The sequence below is a fragment of the Pseudomonas sp. CBS genome (genome assembly GCF_024734645.1).
Taxonomy (GTDB): Bacteria; Pseudomonadota; Gammaproteobacteria; order Pseudomonadales; family Pseudomonadaceae; genus Aquipseudomonas.
Window position 1 is genome coordinate 6,792,075 of record NZ_CP102929.1, and the last position, 21,764, is coordinate 6,813,838.

General features: G+C 61.0%; 17 protein-coding genes and 1 pseudogene. 6 read left to right on the forward strand and 12 right to left on the reverse strand.

Going from position 1 to position 21,764, the window contains the following annotated elements; genetic code table 11:
- Positions 1–580 precede the first annotated feature (580 nt).
- Positions 581–2,068 carry an aldehyde dehydrogenase family protein gene (locus tag NVB75_RS31090; RefSeq protein WP_258344790.1) on the reverse strand — a complete coding sequence of 496 codons (1,488 nt, stop codon included), beginning with the start codon at positions 2,066–2,068 and terminating at the stop codon, positions 581–583.
- Between the two features lie 228 nt (positions 2,069–2,296).
- Here NVB75_RS31090 and NVB75_RS31095 point away from each other — a divergent pair, with 228 nt between their 5' ends.
- A complete protein-coding gene (locus NVB75_RS31095; protein WP_258344791.1) occupies positions 2,297–3,466 on the forward strand; it encodes a p-hydroxyphenylacetate 3-hydroxylase oxygenase component in 1,170 nt (389 codons plus the stop codon).
- 156 nt (positions 3,467–3,622) lie between these two features.
- Positions 3,623–4,108 (forward strand): annotated as a pseudogene (locus NVB75_RS31100) (flavin reductase family protein); the annotation flags it as partial.
- A gap of 173 nt (positions 4,109–4,281) precedes the next feature.
- On the opposite strand, the gene NVB75_RS31105 reads toward NVB75_RS31100, so the two are convergent.
- A complete protein-coding gene (locus NVB75_RS31105) occupies positions 4,282–5,610 on the reverse strand; it encodes an alginate export family protein (protein WP_258344792.1) in 1,329 nt (442 codons plus the stop codon).
- A 217-nt stretch (positions 5,611–5,827) separates the two neighbouring features.
- On the opposite strand from NVB75_RS31105, the gene NVB75_RS31110 reads away from it, so the two are divergent.
- The 3 genes from NVB75_RS31110 (at position 5,828) to feaR (ending at position 8,963) form a co-directional block, all read left to right on the forward strand.
- Positions 5,828–7,327 carry an APC family permease gene (locus NVB75_RS31110; protein ID WP_258344793.1) on the forward strand — a complete coding sequence of 500 codons (1,500 nt, stop codon included), beginning with the start codon at positions 5,828–5,830 and terminating at the stop codon, positions 7,325–7,327.
- On the forward strand, positions 7,308–7,892 hold the full coding sequence (locus NVB75_RS31115) for a DUF3156 family protein (protein ID WP_258348805.1): 585 nt from the start codon (positions 7,308–7,310) through the stop codon (positions 7,890–7,892). Before NVB75_RS31110 ends, NVB75_RS31115 begins: the two co-directional genes overlap by 20 nt.
- Before the next feature lie 117 nt (positions 7,893–8,009).
- A complete protein-coding gene (gene feaR, locus NVB75_RS31120) occupies positions 8,010–8,963 on the forward strand; it encodes a transcriptional regulator FeaR (RefSeq protein WP_258344794.1) in 954 nt (317 codons plus the stop codon).
- Positions 8,964–9,057: 94 nt separating this feature from the next.
- On the opposite strand, the gene NVB75_RS31125 is transcribed toward feaR, so the two are convergent.
- The 8 genes from NVB75_RS31125 to NVB75_RS31160 all read right to left on the reverse strand — a co-directional run bounded on the left by NVB75_RS31125 (position 9,058) and on the right by NVB75_RS31160 (position 19,397).
- Positions 9,058–9,417, reverse strand: coding sequence for a hypothetical protein (locus NVB75_RS31125; protein WP_258344795.1), 360 nt, complete (start codon positions 9,415–9,417; stop codon positions 9,058–9,060).
- Positions 9,418–9,419: 2 nt separating this feature from the next.
- Positions 9,420–14,204: an RHS repeat-associated core domain-containing protein gene (locus tag NVB75_RS31130; RefSeq protein WP_258348806.1), complete on the reverse strand. Its 4,785-nt coding sequence runs from the start codon at positions 14,202–14,204 to the stop codon at positions 9,420–9,422.
- A 174-nt stretch (positions 14,205–14,378) separates the two neighbouring features.
- On the reverse strand, positions 14,379–15,140 hold the full coding sequence (locus NVB75_RS31135; protein ID WP_258344796.1) for an SDR family oxidoreductase: 762 nt from the start codon (positions 15,138–15,140) through the stop codon (positions 14,379–14,381).
- A complete protein-coding gene (locus NVB75_RS31140; RefSeq protein WP_258344797.1) occupies positions 15,133–15,933 on the reverse strand; it encodes an SDR family NAD(P)-dependent oxidoreductase in 801 nt (266 codons plus the stop codon). The genes NVB75_RS31135 and NVB75_RS31140 overlap by 8 nt, the downstream gene beginning before the upstream one ends.
- The gene (locus NVB75_RS31145; RefSeq protein WP_258344798.1) at positions 15,926–16,747 is read right to left on the reverse strand and encodes a molybdenum cofactor biosynthesis F family protein; all 822 of its coding nucleotides are present in this window, start codon (positions 16,745–16,747) and stop codon (positions 15,926–15,928) included. The genes NVB75_RS31140 and NVB75_RS31145 overlap by 8 nt, the downstream gene beginning before the upstream one ends.
- An 86-nt stretch (positions 16,748–16,833) precedes the next feature.
- Positions 16,834–17,493, reverse strand: a complete 660-nt coding sequence (locus tag NVB75_RS31150; RefSeq protein ID WP_258344799.1) for a LuxR C-terminal-related transcriptional regulator — start codon at positions 17,491–17,493, stop codon at positions 16,834–16,836.
- Positions 17,494–17,544: 51 nt separating this feature from the next.
- Positions 17,545–17,910: a cupin domain-containing protein gene (locus NVB75_RS31155; RefSeq protein WP_076016036.1), complete on the reverse strand. Its 366-nt coding sequence runs from the start codon at positions 17,908–17,910 to the stop codon at positions 17,545–17,547.
- A 188-nt stretch (positions 17,911–18,098) separates the two neighbouring features.
- A complete protein-coding gene (locus NVB75_RS31160) occupies positions 18,099–19,397 on the reverse strand; it encodes an FAD-binding oxidoreductase (RefSeq protein WP_063031561.1) in 1,299 nt (432 codons plus the stop codon).
- 195 nt (positions 19,398–19,592) lie between these two features.
- Here NVB75_RS31160 and hpaR point away from each other — a divergent pair, with 195 nt between their 5' ends.
- A complete protein-coding gene (hpaR, locus tag NVB75_RS31165; RefSeq protein ID WP_003209875.1) occupies positions 19,593–20,015 on the forward strand; it encodes a homoprotocatechuate degradation operon regulator HpaR in 423 nt (140 codons plus the stop codon).
- A 119-nt stretch (positions 20,016–20,134) separates the two neighbouring features.
- Here hpaR and hpaI read toward each other — a convergent pair whose 3' ends face one another.
- Together hpaI and hpaH are read right to left on the reverse strand one after the other, a co-directional pair.
- Positions 20,135–20,935: a 4-hydroxy-2-oxoheptanedioate aldolase gene (hpaI, locus tag NVB75_RS31170; protein ID WP_258344800.1), complete on the reverse strand. Its 801-nt coding sequence runs from the start codon at positions 20,933–20,935 to the stop codon at positions 20,135–20,137.
- A gap of 18 nt (positions 20,936–20,953) precedes the next feature.
- Positions 20,954–21,757 (reverse strand): 2-oxo-hept-4-ene-1,7-dioate hydratase, encoded by an 804-nt coding sequence (gene hpaH, locus NVB75_RS31175; protein WP_258344801.1) that lies wholly within the window; start codon positions 21,755–21,757, stop codon positions 20,954–20,956.
- Positions 21,758–21,764 lie beyond the last annotated feature (7 nt).

Below are 21,764 nucleotides of genomic sequence, written 5' to 3' on the forward strand. Positions count from 1 at the left end.
CTGATGCCCCGCGCAAGGGTGACGCGGAGCGTCACGGTATGCATTCCCACGCAGAGCGTGGGAACGATCAATCTGCTTTTCTGTGGGAGCGGGCTTGCTCGCGAAAAAACCTGAGGGCGCCGCGTTGAATCAGGATGCCCGCGTTATCGTTAACGACCTTCGCGAGCAAGCCCGCTCCCACATTTGGAGCGTTGCGCTGTTCAAAAGTGAGCCGCTGTAAGAGCGGAACCAATCTCAGCCATCACCCAAGTAACGGATAGGTGATCGTTCCCACGCTCTGCGTGGAAATGCCGCCTCGGACGCTCTGCGTCCCGCTGGCACCGCCGGATTGACGCCTCGCGCAAGGGTGACGCGGAGCGTCACGGTATGCATTCCCACGCAGAGCGTGGGAACGATCAATCTGCTTTTCTGTGGGAGCGGGCTTGCTCGCGAAAAACCTGAGGGCGCCGCGTTGAATCAGGATGCCCGCGTTATCGTTAACGACCTTCGCGAGCAAGCCCGCTCCCACATTTGGACCGTGGCCGCTTTAGCTTTTGATTTTGCTTTTAACACTCAAGCCGGGCGGCACTCCGCATGCCGGTCAGTAGCGAATCATCACCGACTTGAGCTCGGTGTAATCTTCGATGAACGCCCCGCCAAACTCCCGCCCCACCCCCGAAGACTTGTTGCCGCCGAACGGCACCGCCGGGTCGAGCATCGTGTGCATGTTCACCCACACCGTCCCCGCGTTGATCGCCGACACCATGCGCAGGGCCTTGCTCAAATCGTTGGTCCAGAGGCTGGCGCTCAGGCCGTACGGTGTGTTGTTCATCAGCTCCAGCAGCTCTTCCTCAGTGTCGTAGGGGAAAAACGTCGCGATGGGACCGAAGGTTTCTTCGTTGAGCAGGGTGTCGTTGATCGTGTTGGCGAGAATCACCGTCGGCTCCACGTAGCAACCCGGCCCGTCGATCCGCTTGCCGCCGTGGACAATCGTATTGTTCTCGGCCCGTGCTGTGGCGAAAAAACCTTCGAGTTTCTGTTGGTGCTGACGGTTGGTCACCGGTCCGAATTCGGTGCGCTCATCCAGGGGCGAGCCGATGTTCAAGCGGCCCAGGCGTTGCGCCAGCTTGTCCATGATCGCCTCGATCTGCGAGCGGTGGACGAAGAAGCGTTCAGCGGCCGCGCAGATTTGCCCGGAGTGCAGGAACCCGGCTTCGATGATCCCGTTGACCGCCTTGTCGAGGTCCACATCCCGCAGAAAACCGGCCGAGTTTTTACCACCCAGTTCCAGGGTCGCCCGGGTCAATCCGGCGCCCATGGCGCTGCGGCCTACCGCAATGCCGGTGGGCACCGAGCCGGTGAACGAAACCTTGTCGGTGTCCGGATGCTCCACCAAGCCTTTGCCCACAAGGCCGCCACCGGTCAACACGTTCAGCACGCCTGCCGGCAGGCCGGCGTCGATGGCCAGTTCGGCGATGCGCAGGATAGTCAGCGGGGTGAACTCGCTGGGCTTGATGATGATGCTGCAACCGGTCACCAGCGCCGAGGCGAGTTTCCAGATGGCGATCATGGTCGAGAAATTCCACGGCACGATGCCCACCACCACGCCCACCGGTTCCCGCAGGGTGAACGCGGTGTAGCGTTCGCCAGCGAAGAAGGGCAGTGACGGGGTGATGGTCTGGCCGCTGATCTTGGTGGCCCAACCGGCGTAGTAACGCAGGAAGTGCGCGGCCTGGTCCACCTCAAAGGCCCGGGAAATCTGGATGATCTTGCCCGACTGGCAGGTTTCGATCTGCGCCAGTTCTTCGCGGTGTTGCTCCAGCAGGTCGGCGAGTTTCAGCAGCACATTGCCGCGCATGGCTGGCGCGACCTGGGACCATTGTCGGAAGCCGCGCCGGGACGATTCCACGGCCGCGTCGATATCGGCAAGGTCGGCATCGGCGACGTGGGCGATCACTTCGCCGGTGGCCGGGTTGATCACCTCCAGGGTCTGGCTGGAGTGGCTCTGGACGTAGCCGCCGTCGATAAACAAGGCATGGTTTCGACGGAGGAAGGCCTGGACTTCAGGCAGCAGCGCAATATCGCTCATGGGAATTTCCTGCTCGCAAAAGCCCGAGGTTAACCAGCGCCGCCGGGCCAGGCTTGTCTGTGCCTGCCGGGCGATATGTCTGTGGCTGCCAGGCCTGTGGAAAGTGCAATCTTGGCTGTGGAAGGTGCATTTTCCGGGGTGATCGCCGGCTCCATACTGGCCCCACATCCAGCGTCGTTCGTTGCTTTGGAACGCCAGCCGGACATCCAATAATAAGCAGGGCCGTCCATGAAAAAGCCAAACCCGCTCCTCGAAGACCTCAAGGCGATTCTGCCGACCATCGCTGCCAATGCCTTCCAGGCCGAGCAGGACCGCAAGGTTCCCGATGAGAACATTGCGCTGCTCAAGAGCATCGGCATGCACCGTGCCTTTCAACCCAAACCCTTTGGCGGCATGGAAATCTCCCTGCCGCAGTTTGCCGACTGCATCGCCTTGCTGGCCGGCGCCTGTGCCAGCACCGCCTGGGCCATGAGCCTGTTGTGCACCCACAGCCATCAACTGGCGCTGTTTTCCGCGAAGCTGCAGCAGGAAGTCTGGGGCGACAACCCGAACGCCACGGCCAGTAGCAGCATCGCGCCGTTTGGCCGCACTGAAGAGGTTGAAGGGGGTGTGCTGTTCAGCGGTGAAATGGGCTGGAGCAGCGGTTGCGATCACGCCGAGTGGGCGATTGTCGGTTTTCGTCGTAAAAACGCCGAAGGCACTCAGGATTACTGCTTCGCGGTGCTGCCGCGCAGCGATTATCAGATTCGTGATGACTGGTTCGCCGCCGGCATGAAGGGCAGCGGCACCAAGACCCTGATCATCGACAACGTGCGGGTGCCCGAACATCGCATCCAGAAAGCCAAGGACATGATGGAAGGCAAGTCCGCCGGCTTCGGTTTGTACCCCGACAGCAAGATTTTCTACTCGCCGTACCGGCCGTATTTCGCCAGCGGTTTCTCCACCGTCAGCCTGGGCGTGGCCGAGCGCATGCTGGAGGTGTTCCGCGAGAAAACCAAGACCCGCGTACGTGCCTACACCGGCGCGGCGGTGGGGGCCGCGACTCCGGCGTTGATGCGCCTGGCCGAGTCGACGCATCAGGTGGCCGCTGCCCGGGCGTTCCTGGAAAAGACCTGGCAGGAACACGCCGAACACAGCGAACAGCACCGTTACCCGAGCCGCGAGACCCTGGCGTTCTGGCGTACCAACCAGGCGTATGCCACCAAGATGTGCATTCAGGCGGTGGACCGTTTGTTCGAGGCAGCGGGTGGCAATGCGTGGTTTGAGCACAACGAAATGCAGCGCCTGTTCCGCGATTCCCATATGACTGGCGCCCATGCGTACACCGATTACGACGTGTGCGCGCAGATTCTGGGGCGTGAGCTGATGGGGCTTGAGCCTGATCCGAGCATGATTTGAAACCTCGTGGCGGCCCCTCTGCAGGAGCGAGCTTGCTCGCGAAAAACCCGAGAGCGCCGCGCCCATCCAGGCAACCCACGTCATCGTTAACGACCTTCGCGAGCAAGCTCGCTCCTACAGGGAGCAGCTCGATAATAAGTAATCCGGGAGTCTTGTATGTCTGAGCACAGCGCTACGATCTTCGATCCACGGGCCTTTCGCCGGGCCCTGGGCAACTTTGCCACTGGTGTCACGGTGGTCACCGCCGCTGATGCCAGCGGGCGCAAAGTGGGTGTCACCGCCAACAGCTTCAACTCGGTGTCCCTGGACCCGCCGCTGGTGCTGTGGAGCATCGACAAGCGCTCCAACAGCCACGAGGTGTTCGAGCAGGCCAGCCATTTTGCGGTCAACGTGCTGGCGGCTGACCAGATCCACCTGTCGAACAATTTTGCCCGGCCCAAGGATGATCGTTTTGCCGAAATCGAATTTGAGCCGGGCGAGGGCGGCTCACCGGTCTTCGCCGATTGCTCGGCGCGGTTTCACTGCGAGAAGTACCAGCAGGTGGACGGTGGTGATCATTGGATCATGATCGGCAAGGTGGTGGCGTTTGATGATTTTGGGCGTTCGCCGTTGCTCTATCACCAGGGTGCGTATGCGCGGATTGAGGAACGGCAACCGTAGGGCGAACACCTCTCTCGAAGGTTGAAGCAGGTTCAATGTGGGAGCGGGCTTGCTCGCGAATGCGGAGTGTCAGCCAATACATCTGGCGACTGACACACCGCTTTCGCGAGCAAGCCCGCTCCCACATGTGATCTCGGTAGCTCATTGCATCTGTGTTAGAACGGAACGGCCACGGTGATTTGGCTATAGAGATTGGTGCCATTGCCACCCACCTGGTTGCCACCATTGCTCTCATCCTTGTTGGGCTTGTACAGGCCCAACAGCGGCGTGACGATCAGGTGTTCGTTCACCGCCCACTCCGCGTACAGGTCCAGTTCGCGCCCATCGAGGTTGAGCATGCCGCCCTTGCTCAACGTCTTGTAATCGAAGAACAGCGCGCCGACGGTCACGCTGTCCAGCGGCTTGACCTTCAACGCCACGTGCTGCACCTCAGTATTGGTATTGAACGGCCCCGAGTAATTGCCGGCCACTTCGCCCTGCACCCAAGTGCCGTAGCCACGGTTGAAGCCCGCGAACATCGCGTCCCAGTTTTTCGAATAGCGGCTGTAGCGGTAGGTCAGGTCCGGCGACCACGGCAGCGCGGCGAAGGTATAACCGGCCTCGGTGTACCAGGCCTTTTCCGGGCCGGCGTCCTTGTCCTGCCAGGCGTATTCAAAGGAAAAGTGCGCGTTCTCGATCCCGGCATTGCCGGCGCCCCGCAGGCTGTAGAGGTTCATCCCGGCGCGCTGTTTTTGCAGGTCATTGGCGTAACGGTCGTCGACGCTGATGCCATGGATATAGGTCAAACCCACGGTGCCCGGCGCGGCGGTGTAATCCAGGGTGCCGGCGGCCATTTCGGTGTTGGCCTGGGCGCGGTTGTCGGACTTGATCCACATCACGCTGCCATGCACGCCGTCCTTGCCCCCCAGGCGTAACACGGCGGTTTGATCGAAGGCATGGCGCGCGGCAATGTAGTAGGCGCCGCCCCGGTTGAACTGGCCGTCATCCACGCCCTTGCCCAGGTTCGGGCCGTCGTCATTGATGATGAAGCCGTCGCCGAGCATGATGATCTGGCGGCCGAACGACAGGTCCACACCATCCTTGCCCAGCGCCGGAAACAGCTCCCCCGAGCGCCAACCGGCGAAGGCTTCGTCGAACTGGGTGGTGCGCTCGCTGCCGGTGGTCACGCCGGACGCGTCGCCATCGCCCCAGGTGCCGGAGCTGACCAGGTTGGCCGTGCCATACACGCTGCCCAGGGCGCCAAAACGCTGGTCCACGCTCAAGCCATATTTGATGAAACCTTCACGCCAGGTGGAACCGCCGGTGGTGCCGTCATAGTTTTTGCGGCTGTTGAACATCCCGTACACCGCAAGGAAGTTGCCGGTGACCTTGGTGTCGTCATCGGCATACAGCTCAAACGCCTGGGCCGATGACTCGATGATCATCAGCGCAATGCCCAGGCTCACGGCCTTGTACAGCCGACGGGTTTTTTGTATGTGCTCCATTGTTATAGTCCCCAGCAGGTTGAATTGAGGGCGCATTAGTGCGAGCGGGGGCGGGCCAAGTCTTTCCTCTGCGTGCCAGGTAATTGACCCTGGCCGCCAGCGGCGGGACAGTGGCAGGCAGCAACAAAACCGGCGGCAGCCAGGAGCAAGACGATCAGCCAGGGCGGGGCGCAGAGTGCCAATACTTCTAAAAATCCGCTTCTTGAGGATCTGCACCATGTCGATCAACGACCGGCTCACCGAACACTTGAAACGCGGCACGGTGGGCTTTCCCACGGCGCTGGCGAGCACCATTGGCCTGATCATGGCCAGCCCGGTGATCCTCACCGCAACCATGGGGTTTGGCATCGGCGGCAGTGCCTTCGCGGTGGCCATGTTGATCGCGGTGGTGATGATGCTGGCCCAGGCGACCACCTTCGCCGAAGCCGCCTCGATCCTGCCCACCACCGGTTCGGTCTACGACTACATCAACTGCGGCATGGGCCGGTTCTTTGCGATCACCGGCACCTTGTCGGCGTACTTGATCGTGCATGTGTTTGCCGGCACCGCCGAGACGATCCTGTCCGGGGTGATGGCGCTGGTGAACTTCGAGCACCTCAACACCCTGGCGGAATCCGCCGGCGGTTCGTGGTTGCTCGGGGTGGGCTTCGTGATTGTGTTCGGGGTGCTGAATGCGTTTGGTGTCAGCGCGTTCGGCCGGGCCGAGATCATCCTCACCTTTGGCATGTGGACCACCCTGATGGTGTTTGGCGTGCTGGGCCTGATCGCAGCCCCGGCGGTGCAACTGGATGGCTGGTTCGGTGAATCCCTGGTGGGCACCGACCTGATCACCATCCTGTCGCTGGTGGGCATGGCGATGTTCATGTTTGTCGGTTGCGAGTTCGTCACGCCGCTGGCGCCGGACCTGCGCAACTCGGCCAAGGTGATGCCCAAGGCCATGGTGCTGGGGTTGCTGGGGGTGGCCACCTGCATGTTCATCTACGGCGCCGCCATGAAGCGCCAGGTGGAAAACGTATTGATCGACGCGGCGGGCGGCGTGCACCTGCTGGATACGCCGATGGCCATCCCGAAATTCGCCGAGCAGGTGATGGGCAGCATTGGCCCGATGTGGCTGGGCATCGGCTTTCTGTTTGCCGGGGCTGCGACCATCAACACCCTGATGGCCGGGGTGCCACGGATCCTGTACGGCATGGCGGTCGACGGCGCGTTGCCCAAGGTCTTCACCTACCTGCACCCGCGCTTCAAGACACCGCTGCTGTGCATCCTGGTGGCGATGCTGATTCCGTGCCTGCACGCGCTGTACCTGGGGGGCAACACCGACAACATCATGCACCTGGTATTGGCCGCCGTGTGCGCCTGGAGTTTTGCTTATCTGCTGGTGACGTTGTCGGTGGTGATCCTGCGGATTCGCCGGCCTGATCTGCCTCGTGCCTACCGTTCGCCGTTCTTTCCGCTGCCGCAGATTCTGTCGAGCATCGGCATCCTGCTGGGCATGTGGTTTATCACGCCGCCGGGGATTAACCCTGCTGACATCTACATTCCCTTCGGCGTGATGCTCGGTTGCACGGCGGCGTACGCGCTGTTCTGGACCCTGGTGGTGCAGAAGGTCAATCCATTCAAGCCCGCCTCGGTGGAAGAGGTGTTAGCCAAGGAGTTCGCCCATGAGCCAGGTCAGCCGCACAACGGGTATATCAGCCATGCTGCAAAAACTGTCTGAGCTGTTCAGCGCCCGGCGCGCGCCTGCCGGTTATCGTCCCGGCGTTACGCTGGAACACCTGCGGCGCAACCTTGGCCTCGCCGGTTATGCGGTGTGCGGACCGACGACGGCCCAGGTGGCCCTGGACGAGCTCGGGTTGCAACTGGAGATCGTCGAGCGCACCGAATCGCAACTGTTGATGCACCTGGTCATGACCGAATTCGTACTGCGCATTCCTGCCTCGCAGCAGGGCACGGCGAGCTTCGAACTGCACCACACCGGGGCCGTCCGACGCACTGGAATCCGCTGTCGGCAGCGCTCGGGAGACAGGGAAGTGTTAGGCGTTCTGCAAGCCGCGTTGCAGGAGGGCAGTACGTTGCATCGCGCCTTGATGCCGCTGGACTTCAAGTGCCTGCGCATCGACCTGGTGGATCACCAATGGTGCGTGCGGCTTGAGCATATGGGCGGCAGCGAGGTGGTCAATCGCATGCCGGCGTTCCGGCGCTATATCGCCTTGAGCAGCGATCAACGTGCCTGGCTGCTGGACGCCTTGAGCGGTTTCCAGCGCGCATTACAAGCCCACTGACTGCAGGATCTGGCATCAATAGTGCAACCGCCTTGGCAGACACGTACTTGTTGCGCGCATATAGATAACATGTTAACTATTGCCCGACAAAAACAAAAAGCCAAGGTGGAAACTACCATGAGCATGCAACAGATTGGGCAAGACGGGCTGGACCGCTGGACCCGGGATCTGCGCGCGGTTTGCGGTCACTTCGACACAGAACTGGCCTTCAACCGCTCGCTGTTCATCGGCAGCATCAGCACCTTTTCCCGCGGCGGTTTGCCCTTGGCGAACCTGCGCACCAACGCCGGCCTGATCAAACGCCCCAAAGCCCGCGCCGACCACGATGACGACCAGAACTGTTTCCTCGTCAGCCAGCGCAGCGGCTACTGCCAGATCACCCAAAACGGCCAGAGCGTGCAACTCGCCCCCGGCGAATTACTTTTGATGGACTCGGTGGGCTCCATCGACATCACCCCGTTCGGGCTGATCGAACATGCCTCACTGTCCTTGTCCCGCGCAGAGGTGTGCAAACAGTTCGGCAACCAGCCCAAGACCTTCGGCAAAATCTCCTCAAGCAAAGCCTGCGGGCGCATGTTGCATGTGTTGATGGACCAGTTGTGCAAAGACGCATTGAACGGCGAAGGCGCGGTCGGCGAGGGGCAGGCGTTGCAGTCGGCGTTTATCTCGTTGCTGGGGTCGGCGTTTGAGCAGGAAGATGATGAGCGGGACGATTGTGGCGGGTTGCAGGGCAGCAATCTGCGCAGCTATGTGCAGAAGGTGATTGATGAGTCGTTAACCCAGCCAGGGTTGAGCCCGGTTGGGTTGGCGAGTCGGTTGAACATCTCGGTAAGGCATTTGTATCGGTTGTTTGAGGAACAGGATGACAGTGTGTGCCGGTATATCCAGCGGGCGCGGTTGAAGCGGAGTGCGGATGATCTGACCAACCCGTTTTTGCGCAGTGAGTCGATTACGTCGATTGCGTATAAGTGGGGGTTTACGGATTCGGCGCACTTTAGTCGGTCGTTCAAGAAACAGTTTGAAGTGTCGCCGAAGGATTTTCGGGCTGGGCGGTTGCAGCAAGTGGGGTGAAGTTTTTGGGAAACGGACAGTACAAGGGAAGCGGGGAGTACTTCATGAAAGTCAATCCCCTTTGCTGTTAGCCGCGTAACGGTTTCTGATTACCTCAATCCTTCTCCGTGGCTTCTGCCTGATATCTTGTCAAACATTCGAGTAAAATTTTCATAAATTGACGTTGGTCGGAAATTTCGTCATCGAAGTACGTATCGAATAAGTAGAAGACGGAGTCGAAAGTTTCGTCAGTGTTCAGGTAGTGATTGAGTGTGTCTATATACCATTGCCGCTCTTCATTGTCGTATGACATGTATTCAGGTTTGGTTAGCTCGTCAAATAGCTCCGCGAGTTGTTTGTCGTCATTGACGTCTTTGGAAACTATCACCTCTTCTCGCTCGAGATCTTTAGTGTTTTCGATGTTGTAGGTGAATAGCAGGCTTCGGATGATCGAAAGTTTAGGTTTTAATTTCATTTTTAAAAGTCCGCGTAAGCAGTTTTAGGGTTCCCATTTGCATCTAATATAACGACGGCTTTCCTTTGTTGGCCGTATTCAAGGCGATCCCTCTTGTATCCTTCTCCGATAATTTTCCCCATGTCCATTGGTTCGCGAGATGTACCTATGTTTGTATGCTTGAGTATAAGTTGCGCTCGATAAATAGCATTTAATTGATCTCGATGGCTAAGGAAATGAGTGGCGGCGGAAGGCGGTCTCGGTTGTCCTGCTCTCCTTCCTCTATCGTGGACTTCAACTATCCCGGTAGTAGGATTTTTAGCGGTCATTACCCTTTCGAGTTGAGACGCCAGCGTAGTCTGTGCTCCATGCTTTTCCAGAAAGTGTGCTCCCGGCGTTGCTTGTTCAAGTTCATCAAGACGGCGGTAAGCGTTCGCTTCCCCAAGCTCATCAATTCGTGCGCGTCGTTCAGCCTGTGTCAGACGAGGTACAGCAGGCTGACCTTCATTGACCGTGGCGTTTTCGGTCGGATCTCCAACCTCGATATCCGGTTTACAACCGTTCGCACCTGGACAGGTATTCAACCCAAGCGGGTCAACCCACCCCGTCGGGTTGGGCACGTACTGGTATCCGTTCAGCCCGCCCGCCAGTTTCACCGGATCGGGCGTCAGGTAGCGGCCAATGTCCGGATTGTAGTAGCGATGACGGTTGTAGTGCAGCCCGCTTTCCGGGTCGAAGTATTGGCCCTGGAAGCGCAGCGGGTTGGTAACGGTGTTGACGTCCAGCTTCGCGATTTGGCCGTAGGCGCGGTAGTGCGCTGACCAGACGATTTCGCCATCGGGCGCGGTGAGTTCTTGTGGCGTGCCCAGGTGGTCGAGTTGGTAGTGGAAGGGCTTTACGTCTTCCGGGCCGTAGCCTTTGAGCAGCGCTAGCGGGCGGAAGCTGTTGGGTTCGTAGAGGTAACTTTGGTGGTGATCGGCGCTGTGTTCGGCGATCAGCGTGTCGCCTTGCCAGAAAAACTCGGTGGTCTGGCCTTTTAAGGTTTTCGCGATCCGTCGTCCAAAGGGGTCGTAGCGATATGCGGCCTCGATACCGTCCGGCTGGGTGACGCTGATCAGGCGGTGCCGGCAGTCGTAGCGGTATTCGGTGACCAACTGCTGAGCCCGGCCCCGGCGTTCGCGCAGGAGGTTGCCGAAGGCGTCGTAGTCGTAATGACGGTCGCCTTGCATCAACAGGCGGTTGCCTTTGACGATGCTAGGGCCGACGCGGTCTTGCATCAGCAGGTTGCCCGCCGGGTCGTGGACGAAGCGTTCCTGCAGGTCGTGCGAGTGGTTGGCGCGGGTCAGGCGGTCGAGTGGGTCGTAGTGGTAGTCGTGCTGGCCTTTACGGGTGTCGAGGATGCGGGTCAGGTTGCCGCGTTTGTCGTAGTCGTATTGGCGGCGCTGGTGGCGTTGTTCCTGTTGGGTGATGGCGTGGGCGTGCAGGCGGCCCTGGTCGTCGTAGTGGTAGTGGCTGAGAAGTTGGCCTTGCTGGCGCTGGTGTTCACGGCCGGATTTGAACAGGTGCGAAGTGAGCAGGTTACCGTTGAGTTCGATGGTGCCGAGGTCGCCACCTTTGTCGCGGTGGAAGGCGAGGCGGTTGTTGTCGGGCAGGCGCAGGTAGTTGAGTTGGCCGCATTCGTCGTAGCCATAGCGCAAGGTGCCCCAGCCCTGGTGCTCGGCAGTGAGGCGGTTTTGCAGGTCGTATTCGTAGTGGAGCGGCCAATTACCGTCGTCGACGCTGAGGAGATTGCCGAGGCGGTCGTAGGTGTAATTGACGCTGCTGCCGTCAGGCAGGGTTTTTCTTACGAGACGACCGGCCGCATCGCGCGCATAACCGGTAACCAGCTGACTGCCGTCATCGCCGTATTCGGTCTTTTCCAGCAGGCGCCCGGCGAGATCATAGACATAGGCGGTGCGGCGCCCATCAAATCCGGTCTCCTGCTGGATCAGGCCGTTGGCGTGGTACTCAAGCCGGTAGGTTTCCCCAACCTCATTTTCGATCTCGGTGAGTAACAACCGAACATTGTCGTAGCGGTATTTGAGCTGCGTGCCGTCCGGATTAATCCGACGGCTGATCAGGTGCAGGCCGTCGGCATACTCATAGCGAGTAACCCGACCCAGCTCGTCGCGCTCTGCAGTGATTTTTCCGTACGGGTTGTAGCTGAATTCGCGAGTGGCGCCGCCCGGCTGAATCACTTTCAGCAAGCGCCCCACGGCGTCCCACTGATACTGGGTCAGCGCGCCATGCTCATCCTCGCAAGCCACCTGTCGCCCCAGGTCGTCGTAGCGATAACGCCGCACCCCGCCATTCGCCAGCTTCTCTTCGGTGAGCTGGCCACGCTCGTCCCAAGTCAGCCGCTGACTGCTGTTATCCGGATACCAGACGCCGCTGAGCTTTCCGTGTTGGGTGTAGGTGTATTCGGTGTAATTACCGTCCGGATCAGTCTTGCGGGTGATATCGCCTTGATCGTTACGCTGGTATTTCCACACCGCGTCACCACGGCGTACAACCCGCACGAACCCGTTGTCATGCTCGTAGGACGTGGGTGCATCGTCACCGGGAAACAGCGCAATCAACCGACCGGCTTCGTCGTACTGATAGGCCGTCACCGCTCCCAGCGGGTCCTGCTCGACCGTCAGGCGGCCTTTTTCATCGTAGGATTTGAAATGCTGCGCGCCGTCCGGATCGATCCGCTGCACCAGCCGAGCGCGCTGGTCGTGGACGTAGACTTCCTGGCTGCCATCGGCGTTGTGTACGGTGACAGTGCCGTTGTCGTCCCACACATACCGTGTGTCCATCTGCGAAAAGCTGGCCCAGTGCCGGACGCAACGCGCCGCCTTGCCAGACCGTTCCCACTCCCAGAAGAAACTCGCCCCACCGGCCAGTTCCCGCTCCAGGATCACCTGTTGATTGTCGTAGCGATAACGTTCGCTTTCGCCGACAGCGTTGGTCGCCTCAACCAACCGCCACGCATCGTCGTACGTGTAGGCAACAACGTTCTGCTCGGTAACCCAGCCGAGTTCCCGCTGCACCTGATAGTCGACCGCAACGATGTGTCCACGGTCATACCGCAGCAGCAATCCTTGGCCGACGTGGTTATCGATCCGCTGGATCCGCCCGGAATAGTCTCGGGAAATGCGCAGTCGGTTGTCGTACGCGTCGCTGATCGACGTCAGCACACCGTCACGGAAGTGGTAGAAAAGCGACGCCTGGGCCAGCACCAGTTCATCGGGCAACGAGCCCAGATAAATCGCCGCTTCCGCCAGGCTATTGGTGATGGCTGGCCGCGCAGCAGAGGGCAGGGGAAAGGTAGTGCTGCGGTTTTCGTGATCGGTCCACACTACCGATTCACCGCTCACCACCAACCGCTGCGCCAGCGCATGACTCCAGCCAAACCCCAACCCGCAATCCAACTCCACGGCACTGCTGCGATACAACCGCGTCCAGGCAAACGGCAGCACACCCTCCAACGAGCCGTCAGTGAGGGTCAGCAGTTCCTCACCGGTAACCATCGACACCGGGCAGCCGTTTTTACAGGTATCTACTGCACAAGCCGAAGCATCCCCATTGGGGTTTTTCGCCGAAGCAGGCACGTCATCCACAGGCTCCTGCTTCACCAGCGCTGTTCGCGCCGTTTTGGGCTCCCGCACCATCGGTGCCGGGTTCGAAATTTCCTCCGCGCCAGCCTTCAACGGCACCGCCGCAGCCTTCACCGGCACTGCATGACTCTGAAGCGATAACGGCTTAAGCACCTCCGCGTGCCTATCCAGCGGGGCTGTACCACCCAGCTTGGCAATCTGCTCCAACCACTCCCGTGCCTGCCCGGACTTGACCTTGCCCAGCACCTGCGCACCCAGGCGCACCGCCACACCCATGCCACCGGTAGCCCACAGCAACAGCAGGTTGAGCAGCACCTCGGTGGTGATTTCCCCGAGCAACTCAAGCATGTAATGCGGTGGCAGCATGCGCATCCAACTGACCATTGCGGACAGGTAGATGAACAGCAGTGGCTCATCGCTGAGGATCAACAACCCTTTGGCAATCGCCTCATTACTGAGCTTCAGCAGCGCTTCAAGCTCGGCCTGGGAGAGGTACTGCAGCAGCTTTTCGCTGTTGGGCCTGATATCTGCCAGCCACTGGTAGAGTTGCGCAATACCGTCCCACAGACCGTAAAGCACGTTGCCAAATCCTTGCGCGTACGCCTGTTGCAGCGAGGTGTAGCGATCGACAAAGCCGGCCTTGGAATAGCTCTCCCATATCGGCTTGAACGTGCTCGTCCACTCGCCACGCAAGCGGCCTTCCAGCGAGCTGATCTCGGACTGATAGGAGGCATACAGCGCCTTGACGTGGTCCCTGGAAACGTTGGGGTAAAAGCTGACCCGGTACTGCCGGTCGACGGTGCACTCGGTGACTTCGAGAATGCCGCTGGGGCCGATGGTCTTATGTATGGGGTCGCCGAGGGGGCCACCGTCTTGCGCGACTTCCTGCAGCATCACCGGCGTATTACCGATGGGCACGAACCGCGCGCTCTGGAACATATGCACCAGCTTCAACGACGCGTTGGCTTTGCAGGTCGCGACGGTGCTGCTGGGATAAAGAGACCGGGTGATGGGCGCAACCAGCGCAACTTCATCCCCCACCTTGAACACCTGCTCGACATCCAGCGCCGAGAAGCTCCAGAAGCTTTCGGCCCAGGCGTCGTAGGTGTTCAGGCAATGTGTGAAGTCGTTGAGAACCCCATCGACGTCGCGTGTCTTCGGGTCCATCGCCGCCACGACCAGAAAGCCCATGGCGGGAATCAAGAGACAGCCCCATCGGGCAGGGCATTCATCGGAAAAGACATCGGCGTTCCCTCGCACTGTGTGATCAGGCGAGGGACTTTGCAGCGGTTCTCAAGGCGTGGGAGTAGAGGTTATCTGGCCGTTCGGTAGGACGTTTCGTTAAACCTCCGGCAAGGTCGAGCCGCCGTCCACCACCAGCGTTTGTCCGGTGATGTAACCCGCCAGGTCCGATGCCAGGAAGAGCATCGCCCCGGCAATATCCGCTGGCGCACCCAACCGTCCCAGCGGCACCCGGCTGGCGATCTGTGCGTTCACCTGGTCATCCCCCAGGTTGCCCATGGCCGGCGTGGCGATCATGCCAGGCTCCACCCCGTTGACTCGCACATTCAGAGCGGCCAGTTCCAGCGCCGCATTGCGAATGAACCCGTTGACCCCGGCCTTCGACGCCGCATAGTGACTCAGCCCAGGAAATGCGACCCTGGGCCCGGTGACAGAAGACGTCACCAGCACGCAGCCCCGACCCTGGCGGCGGAACATCGGCAACGCCGCCTGGGTCAGCCAGAACAACGCCGAGAGATTGACCGCCAAGGTGCGGTCGAGCATCGCCGGAGTGATTTCGGCAAAGGGCGTCAGCGGAAAATACCCGGCGTTATGCACCAGAATATCCAACTGCCCCCACCGTTGTTCCAGCCCTGCAATCAGCTCGAAAACCGCAGCCGCATCCGCCAGATCCACCGTCACCGCTTCCACCTGGCAGCCGCGCCCGCACAGCGCCAGCGCGAGTGTCTGGGCCAATTGCAGGTCGGCGATCATCACCCGTGCACCTCGCAGCGCAAAGGCTTCGACGATGGCCCGACCAATCCCTTGGGCGCCACCCGTTACCAATACGTGGCGGCCAGTGAAGTCCAGGTCCTCATTCATGACGCTGCTCCAGATGCGTATAGGCCAACGTCGGCACATCGACGATGCTCGAACCACCGTCGGCCACCAGCGCCGCACCCGTAATGATCGACGCTTCACTGGATGCCAGGAAGCGGCACACCTTGGCGATTTCTTCAGCGCTGGCGGGGCGTCGCAACGGCACATCGGTGCACACCCGGTCATAGGCGTGCTGCAGCGTCTCGCCATGAAAATCCATCAACGGCTGCATCTCCTCATCCGCCATCGGCGTGCGCACCCAGCCGGGGCATACCGCGTTCACCCGCACCCCGCGCGGGCCGTAATCCCGGGCCAGCGAACGGTTGAGCCCAAGCAACGCATGTTTGGCCGTGGTGTAGCCGCACACTTCGGGCCCGGCAGCCAGTGAGGCAATTGAACCCATCAGCACGATGTTCCCGCCACTTTCCAGCAGCAGCGGCAGACACGCCCGCGCGCTGTAGAAGGCGCTGTCGAGGTTGCTGCGCAGCGCCGCTTCCCAGGTCTGCGGGCTGGTGTCGGTGGCGCTGCCCAGGCCATGGCCGCCCGCGCAGGCCAGCAGCACATCGATCCGCCCGAAGCGCTGGCGAATCTGCTCCACAAAGCCCGTCCATGTGTCAGGGCAGGCTGCATCACCCACCAGCACCAACCCCCCGGTTTCCCCCGCGACCTGCTCCAGCGGCTCGCGACGACGGCCGATCAGCACCACATGCGCACTCTCGGCGGCGTACAGCCGGGCGCACGCGGCACCGATCCCTGTGCCGGCCCCGGTGATCACAATCGTGCGCGGCTCAGTCATCGGAATGCTCCGTGCGATTGAGCACCTGGCAGTAGGAGCTGATGGGGAAGTTCGACAGCTCATCGAACGACGCCCCGGCATAGCCGAAGATCTTGCCGTCGCTACGGTGCTGTTGCAGGTCGATCAGCACCAGGCCGAGGGTGGGGATGATTTTTTCGCGCCAGACGAACAGGTACAGCTGGTCGGCGATCTTGTAGTAATGGCAGCGGTCGGTGTCGCACAGGCCTTGCTCGACGCCCTTGAGGCATTGCCAGGCGTAGAACTGGTGGTTGAGGTAGATGTGCTCGTAGACCTCGCTCGGGCTGTAGCGGTACTGGTTGCGCAGGCCGGTCAGTTCGGTGGTGGGCGCGTGGGGGCACTGGCCGGCTTGCCAGGGGCGGTCGAGGCTGCCGTGGAGGAATTCCACTTCCACCGACGTCAGCGGCTTGCCGGCCAGGGCGCGGCTGTAGAGGCCTTCGCGGGTTTGTTCCTGGGTGGGCAGCCGCCCAAGTACGGCGGTGAACGAGGCGCTGGCGGTGTCGAGCACCAGGCTGACCGACCAGGCTTGGGCACCTTCGCGCTTGATGAAATCCACCAGGTACAAGCCGGGGCGCACCGAGGTCGCGCGGTAGGTTGCGCTGCCGCTGGAGTGACCGTCGGCCGCGACCCAGGACAGACTGTCGCGCTCGAAACGGTGCTCGATCTGCCAGCCATTGGCGAAGTGCAGCGTGAAGGTCTTGCCGCTCAGGTCGGCCAGGTTCGGCAGGATAAATGCCTCTGGGGCGAAGCCGTCGGCCAGGGCGCCCACGGTGATCCAGTCAGAAGGTGTGGTCATTTGCGATGCTCCGGTTGGGTGGATGAACACCTCGGATCATCGCGCCCGGGAGCATGGCTGACCATCAACCGGATGGTTGAGGCGGGCTACAGAAACAGGCTGCCCACCAGTTCGGTGCGGCTGCTGACGCCGGTCTTGCGAAACAGGTTGATCAGGTGGGTCTTGATGGTGGGCAGGCCGACGTCCAACTCTCGGGCGAGCTGTTTGTTGCTGGCGCCCTGGCGCAAAAGCAGGGCGATCTGACGCTCCTTGGGCGTGAGGTTGGCCAGTGCATCTTCAGCGGGTTGCATATTGGCCACGGCCAGTTGCAGCAAGGTTTGCAGGGCGTTCAGTTGGGCCAGTTGCTCGCCGGTGAAGGCACCCTGGTCGGCGGTGCGCAGCAACGAAATCGCCGCCTGGGGTTGCCCGCCACGCTGAGCGAGGATTTCCACCACATCCACCACGCCATACCGCCGCAGGAAATCCCCATAACGACGAGTATCCCGCACCGGCTGGCGGGCCATGGCAAAACCCAGCGGCACCACCACCAAGCCAATGGACAGGCAGTTGCGCGGTTGCAGCGGGTCGAACTGGTGGTAGTTGTCCAGGTAGTCGCGGTGCATCTCGCCGCTCATTCCGTGCAACTGGAAATCCCGGGCTTGCAGATGGCGGTCGACACAATAGAACGCGGCCTGGCTGACCGGAATCAAGCGGGTGAAAGCCTGCAGGCACTGGCCGGCGACTTCGTGGGCGGGGAGAGCGTGCATGGGGGATACCTGCGCCAAAAGGCTGCCGACGGGGGCCGGCAGCCGGGGCCATCACACCACGGCGAAGTAGTGTTTGACGAAACTTTCGCTGACCACTTCCCACAGCACCGGGGTGCCCTTGGTCACGAACCAGCTGTCGCCGGCCTGGTAGCGGGTGCTCTGGCCGGTGGATTCGTCGGTGAGCACCACCTCGCCGGTGACCACGGTGGCTTGTTCGGCAAACGGGTAGACCATGCGGAACTTGCCCTGGGTGGTGCCGAAATAGGCGCTGCTGACCGGGTCGGTGGGGGCACCGAAGGTCATTTTGCCGAAGGCCCGGACTTCGCCTTCGAGGATGGTCGAACCGAGGTCGGCGACGGTGCCCCAGGCGTCGAGTTCGGATAGCTGGATGTCTTTCTTGAGGGTAACGAGGGTCATGGCAGTTGCTCCTGATGAGAAAAAATAGCGATTACTGTAGGAGCGAGCTTGCTCGCGAAGGTCGTCAACGATGACGTTGGCGTCCTGGATGAACGCGGTGCCCTCGGGTTTTTCGCGAGCAAGCTCGCTCCTACAGGTGTCAGGTGTCAGGTATTAGGTGTCAGGTGTTAGGTAACAGGTGTAGGGTTTTAGCGGCGGCCGTTCCAGTATCCTGAGAGCTGGTGCCAGGATTTGCCGGCGGTGAGCAGCAGCGGGCGGATGGCGTCTTTGCCGATGATGGTCGGGCGGTGGATCGAGCTGACCAGGTCATACCGCGCCGAGCCTTCGCTCATGCCTTCGGCCAGCACTTTGCAAATGATGTGGCTCGGGGTGACGCCGAAGCCTGAATAGCCCTGCACATAGAACGCGTTGCTGCGCCCGGGCAGGGTGCCGATCTGCGGGAACAGGTTCGGGCTGCAAGCCATCGGGCCGCCCCAGGCCAGGTCGATCTTCACGTCCTTGAGGTACGGGAAGATCTTCAGCATCAGGTTGCGGTTCCAGGCTTTCAAATCGCCGGGAATGTGCTCCACCAACGGCGTGGCGGCGCCGAACAGCAGGCGGTTTTCGTGGGTGACGCGGTAGTAGTCGATCACCGGGCGAATGTCGCTGTAGGCCCCGCGAATCGGGCTGATGCGGTTGATCAGTTCTTCGGACAACGGCTCGGTCATCATCTGGAACGCGTAGGTGTTGATGGTCGAACGGTGCAGTTCCGGTTCCAGCTTGTTGAGGAAACTGTCGCAGGCCCACAGCAGCTTGCTGGCCTTGACCGAACCGCGGCCGGTGCGCACGGTGATGCGTTCGCCGTAGCTGACTTCCAGTGCCGGGCTGTTCTCGAAAATCTGCACGCCGTGGCCGGCCAGGGCCTTGGCCTCGCCCAGCAGCAGGTTCAACGAGTGCACATGCCCGCCGCCCATGTGCAGCAGGGCGCTGCTGTAGGCGTCGGAGCCGATGATCTGCTTCACGTCGGAACCGCCAAGGAAGCGAATCTCGTGTTGGGTGTTGATGGACTTGAAGTCCTTCTCCCAGGCGCGCAGGGTCTTTTCCTGGCGGGCGTTGAAGCCCATGTAGCCGTAGCCATGGCAGAAATCGGCATCGATGTCGTACTTGGCGATGCGATTCTTGATGATGTCGGCGCCCAGGTCGCTGATCTCGAAGATCTGACGCAGGCCGTCTTCACCCACGTCCTTCTTGATCTTCTCCAGGTCGTGGCCGATGCCGGCCATGATCTGCCCACCGTTGCGCCCGGTGCCGCCGAAACCCAGGTAACGCGCTTCCAGCACGACGATGTTGGTGATGCCTTTCTCGGCGAGTTCCAGGGCGGTGTTGATCCCGGAAAAGCCGCCACCGATGATCACCACGTCGGCTTCCACGTCCTGTTCCAGGGTGGGAAAGCTGAGGTTGTATTTCTTGGTCGCCGTGTAATAGGTCGGCGTTTCGATATTGATCATTGCGCTGCCTGACAGTGAAGAGCTAATGAGTGTATTAAGGCCGTTGGCGCGCTGGATGTCTTGATTCTGTGTGCCGGGCTTTTTGATCCTGCGCGCCAGAGCCTTCGCCGGCTTCACAAGTTATAGCGTGCGGCGGGGAGGAGAGTGTTAGAGTTTCGTTAAAACATTAACTAAATCTATCGTGACCCTGAGCCTATGTTGAAACCCAGACAATCCCTGACCTTGACCCTGTTGCAGGCCCGCGAAGCGGCCATGAGTTTTTTTCGGCCGTCGCTGAATGAGCATGGGCTGACCGAACAGCAATGGCGGGTTATTCGAATTCTCAGCCAGCATGACGAATTGGAGATTTACCAGTTGGCCGAACTGGCGTGCATTCTCAAACCGAGCATGACCGGCGTGCTGGTGCGCATGGAGGCGGCGGGGATGGTGCACCGACGCAAGGCCGAGCAGGATCAGCGGCGGGTGCTGGTGACGCTGGCGGAGAAGGGCAAGGCCAGTTTCGAGTCGATGAGCCAGTGTATGGAGGAGAATTATCAGCGGTTGCAGGAGCAGTTTGGGGAGGAGAAGTTGCAGGTGTTGCTGGGGTTGCTGGATGAGTTGAAAACCATCAAACGCTGACACACCGCTTCGGGTACACCGCGTAGCAGCTGTCGAGCCCCAGCGAGGCTGCGTTCGCGGTGTACCTGACACACCGCAGACGCAGCCTCGCTGGGGCTCGACAGCTGCTACGGAGGAAGTCAGTACACGCCGCCGGTTGTGGCAGGTGCCACAGTGTCTTTGAACTTGGCAGCCAACCCCTGCAACCCGCGCATCAACACCGTCGTATCCACCCCGACCGCCACAAACGCCGCCCCCAACTCGATATACCGCCGCGCCAATTTCTCATCCGCGCTCAAGATGCCCGCCGCCTTGCCAGCTTTCTGAATCCGCCCAATCGCGTCCTCAATCGCTGCCTGCACCTCGGGATGCCCGGGATTGCCCCGATGCCCCATGGCCGCACTCAAATCCGCCGGCCCGATAAACACCCCATCCACGCCATCAACCGCCGCAATCGCGTCCAGGTTGTCCAGGCCTTCACGGTTCTCGATCTGCACCAGCAGGCACATCTGCGCATCCGCTTCATCCAGATAACCCGGAATGCTGTTCCAGCGCGAAGCCCGTGCCAGCGCACTGCCAACGCCCCGTACGCCAAAGGGCGGATAACGCACGGCCCGCACTAACTGCTGAGCCTGTTCAGCCGTCTCCACCATCGGCACCAACAGCGTCTGCACGCCAATATCCAGCACCTGCTTGATCAACGCCGTATCGCCGATCACCGGGCGAATCACCGGCTGGCTGTCGTAGGCGGCGACAGCCTGCAACTGGCCTAGCATGCCGCGCAGTTCATTGGGCGCGTGCTCGCCGTCGATCAGCAGCCAGTCGAACCCGGCATTCGCCGCCAGTTCGGCGCAATAAGCGTCGGCCAAACCGAGCCACAGGCCGATCTGGGTTTCGCCACGTTGCAGGCGCTGCTTGAAGCGGTTGATGGGCATGTCCATGAAACGGTCCTCCAGTATTCAGACAAAGCGGCAGGAGATGGAACCGAGCATGTCGTAGTCGACATGGAAGGTATCGCCCGGATTCGCCGCCACCGGGCGGGTAAAGGAGCCGCCGAGGATGATCTGGCCCGGTTGCAAGGTGACGTCGTACGGCGCGAGTTTGTTCGCCAGCCACGCCACGCCCTTGGCCGGGTGGTTGAGCACGGCAGCCGACACCCCGGACTCTTCGATCACCCCGTTGCGGTACAACACCGCCGGCACCTTGCGCAGGTCGATCTCGGTGGGGCGCACGGCGCGGCCGCCCATCACCACGCCGGCGTTGGCGGCGTTGTCGGAAATGGTGTCGAACACCTTGCGCGTGACGTTGGTGTGCGGATCGATCTGTTGGATACGCGCGTCGATGATTTCCAGGGCCGGGATCACCCATTCAGTGGCGTCCAGCACATCGAAGATCGTGCAGTTCGGCCCCTTGAGCGGCTTGCCGAGGATGAACGCCAGCTCCACTTCCACCCTTGGCACGATGAAGCGCTCGAACGGGATGTCGGTGCCTTCGTCGAAGAACATGTCATCGAGCAGGGCGCCGTAATCCGGCTCGGTGATGTTCGACGACACCTGCATCGCCCGGGAGGTGAGGCCGATCTTGTGCCCGACCAGCTTGCGCCCGTCCTTGATTTTCTGGGCCACCCAGGCGCGCTGGATGGCATAGGCATCGTCAATCGTGATGTTCGGGTGTTCCAGGGAAAACTGGCGCACCTGTTCACGGGAACGCTCAGCCTGGTCGAGGCGGGCGGCGGCTTGCTGGATGTGGGCTTGATCAAGCATGACGAAA

What these genes read in the sequence shown, in the direction of transcription:
- NVB75_RS31090 (WP_258344790.1), bottom strand. Translation starts at nt 2,068, where the DNA reads ATGAGCGATATTGCGCTGCTGCCTGAAGTCCAGGCCTTCCTCCGTCGA.
- NVB75_RS31095 (WP_258344791.1), top strand. Translation starts at nt 2,297, where the DNA reads ATGAAAAAGCCAAACCCGCTCCTCGAAGACCTCAAGGCGATTCTGCCG.
- NVB75_RS31105 (WP_258344792.1), bottom strand. Translation starts at nt 5,610, where the DNA reads ATGGAGCACATACAAAAAACCCGTCGGCTGTACAAGGCCGTGAGCCTG.
- NVB75_RS31110 (WP_258344793.1), top strand. Translation starts at nt 5,828, where the DNA reads ATGTCGATCAACGACCGGCTCACCGAACACTTGAAACGCGGCACGGTG.
- NVB75_RS31115 (WP_258348805.1), top strand. Translation starts at nt 7,308, where the DNA reads ATGCTGCAAAAACTGTCTGAGCTGTTCAGCGCCCGGCGCGCGCCTGCC.
- feaR (WP_258344794.1), top strand. Translation starts at nt 8,010, where the DNA reads ATGAGCATGCAACAGATTGGGCAAGACGGGCTGGACCGCTGGACCCGG.
- NVB75_RS31125 (WP_258344795.1), bottom strand. Translation starts at nt 9,417, where the DNA reads ATGAAATTAAAACCTAAACTTTCGATCATCCGAAGCCTGCTATTCACC.
- NVB75_RS31130 (WP_258348806.1), bottom strand. Translation starts at nt 14,204, where the DNA reads ATGGACCCGAAGACACGCGACGTCGATGGGGTTCTCAACGACTTCACA.
- NVB75_RS31135 (WP_258344796.1), bottom strand. Translation starts at nt 15,140, where the DNA reads ATGAATGAGGACCTGGACTTCACTGGCCGCCACGTATTGGTAACGGGT.
- NVB75_RS31140 (WP_258344797.1), bottom strand. Translation starts at nt 15,933, where the DNA reads ATGACTGAGCCGCGCACGATTGTGATCACCGGGGCCGGCACAGGGATC.
- NVB75_RS31145 (WP_258344798.1), bottom strand. Translation starts at nt 16,747, where the DNA reads ATGACCACACCTTCTGACTGGATCACCGTGGGCGCCCTGGCCGACGGC.
- NVB75_RS31150 (WP_258344799.1), bottom strand. Translation starts at nt 17,493, where the DNA reads ATGCACGCTCTCCCCGCCCACGAAGTCGCCGGCCAGTGCCTGCAGGCT.
- NVB75_RS31155 (WP_076016036.1), bottom strand. Translation starts at nt 17,910, where the DNA reads ATGACCCTCGTTACCCTCAAGAAAGACATCCAGCTATCCGAACTCGAC.
- NVB75_RS31160 (WP_063031561.1), bottom strand. Translation starts at nt 19,397, where the DNA reads ATGATCAATATCGAAACGCCGACCTATTACACGGCGACCAAGAAATAC.
- hpaR (WP_003209875.1), top strand. Translation starts at nt 19,593, where the DNA reads ATGTTGAAACCCAGACAATCCCTGACCTTGACCCTGTTGCAGGCCCGC.
- hpaI (WP_258344800.1), bottom strand. Translation starts at nt 20,935, where the DNA reads ATGGACATGCCCATCAACCGCTTCAAGCAGCGCCTGCAACGTGGCGAA.
- hpaH (WP_258344801.1), bottom strand. Translation starts at nt 21,757, where the DNA reads ATGCTTGATCAAGCCCACATCCAGCAAGCCGCCGCCCGCCTCGACCAG.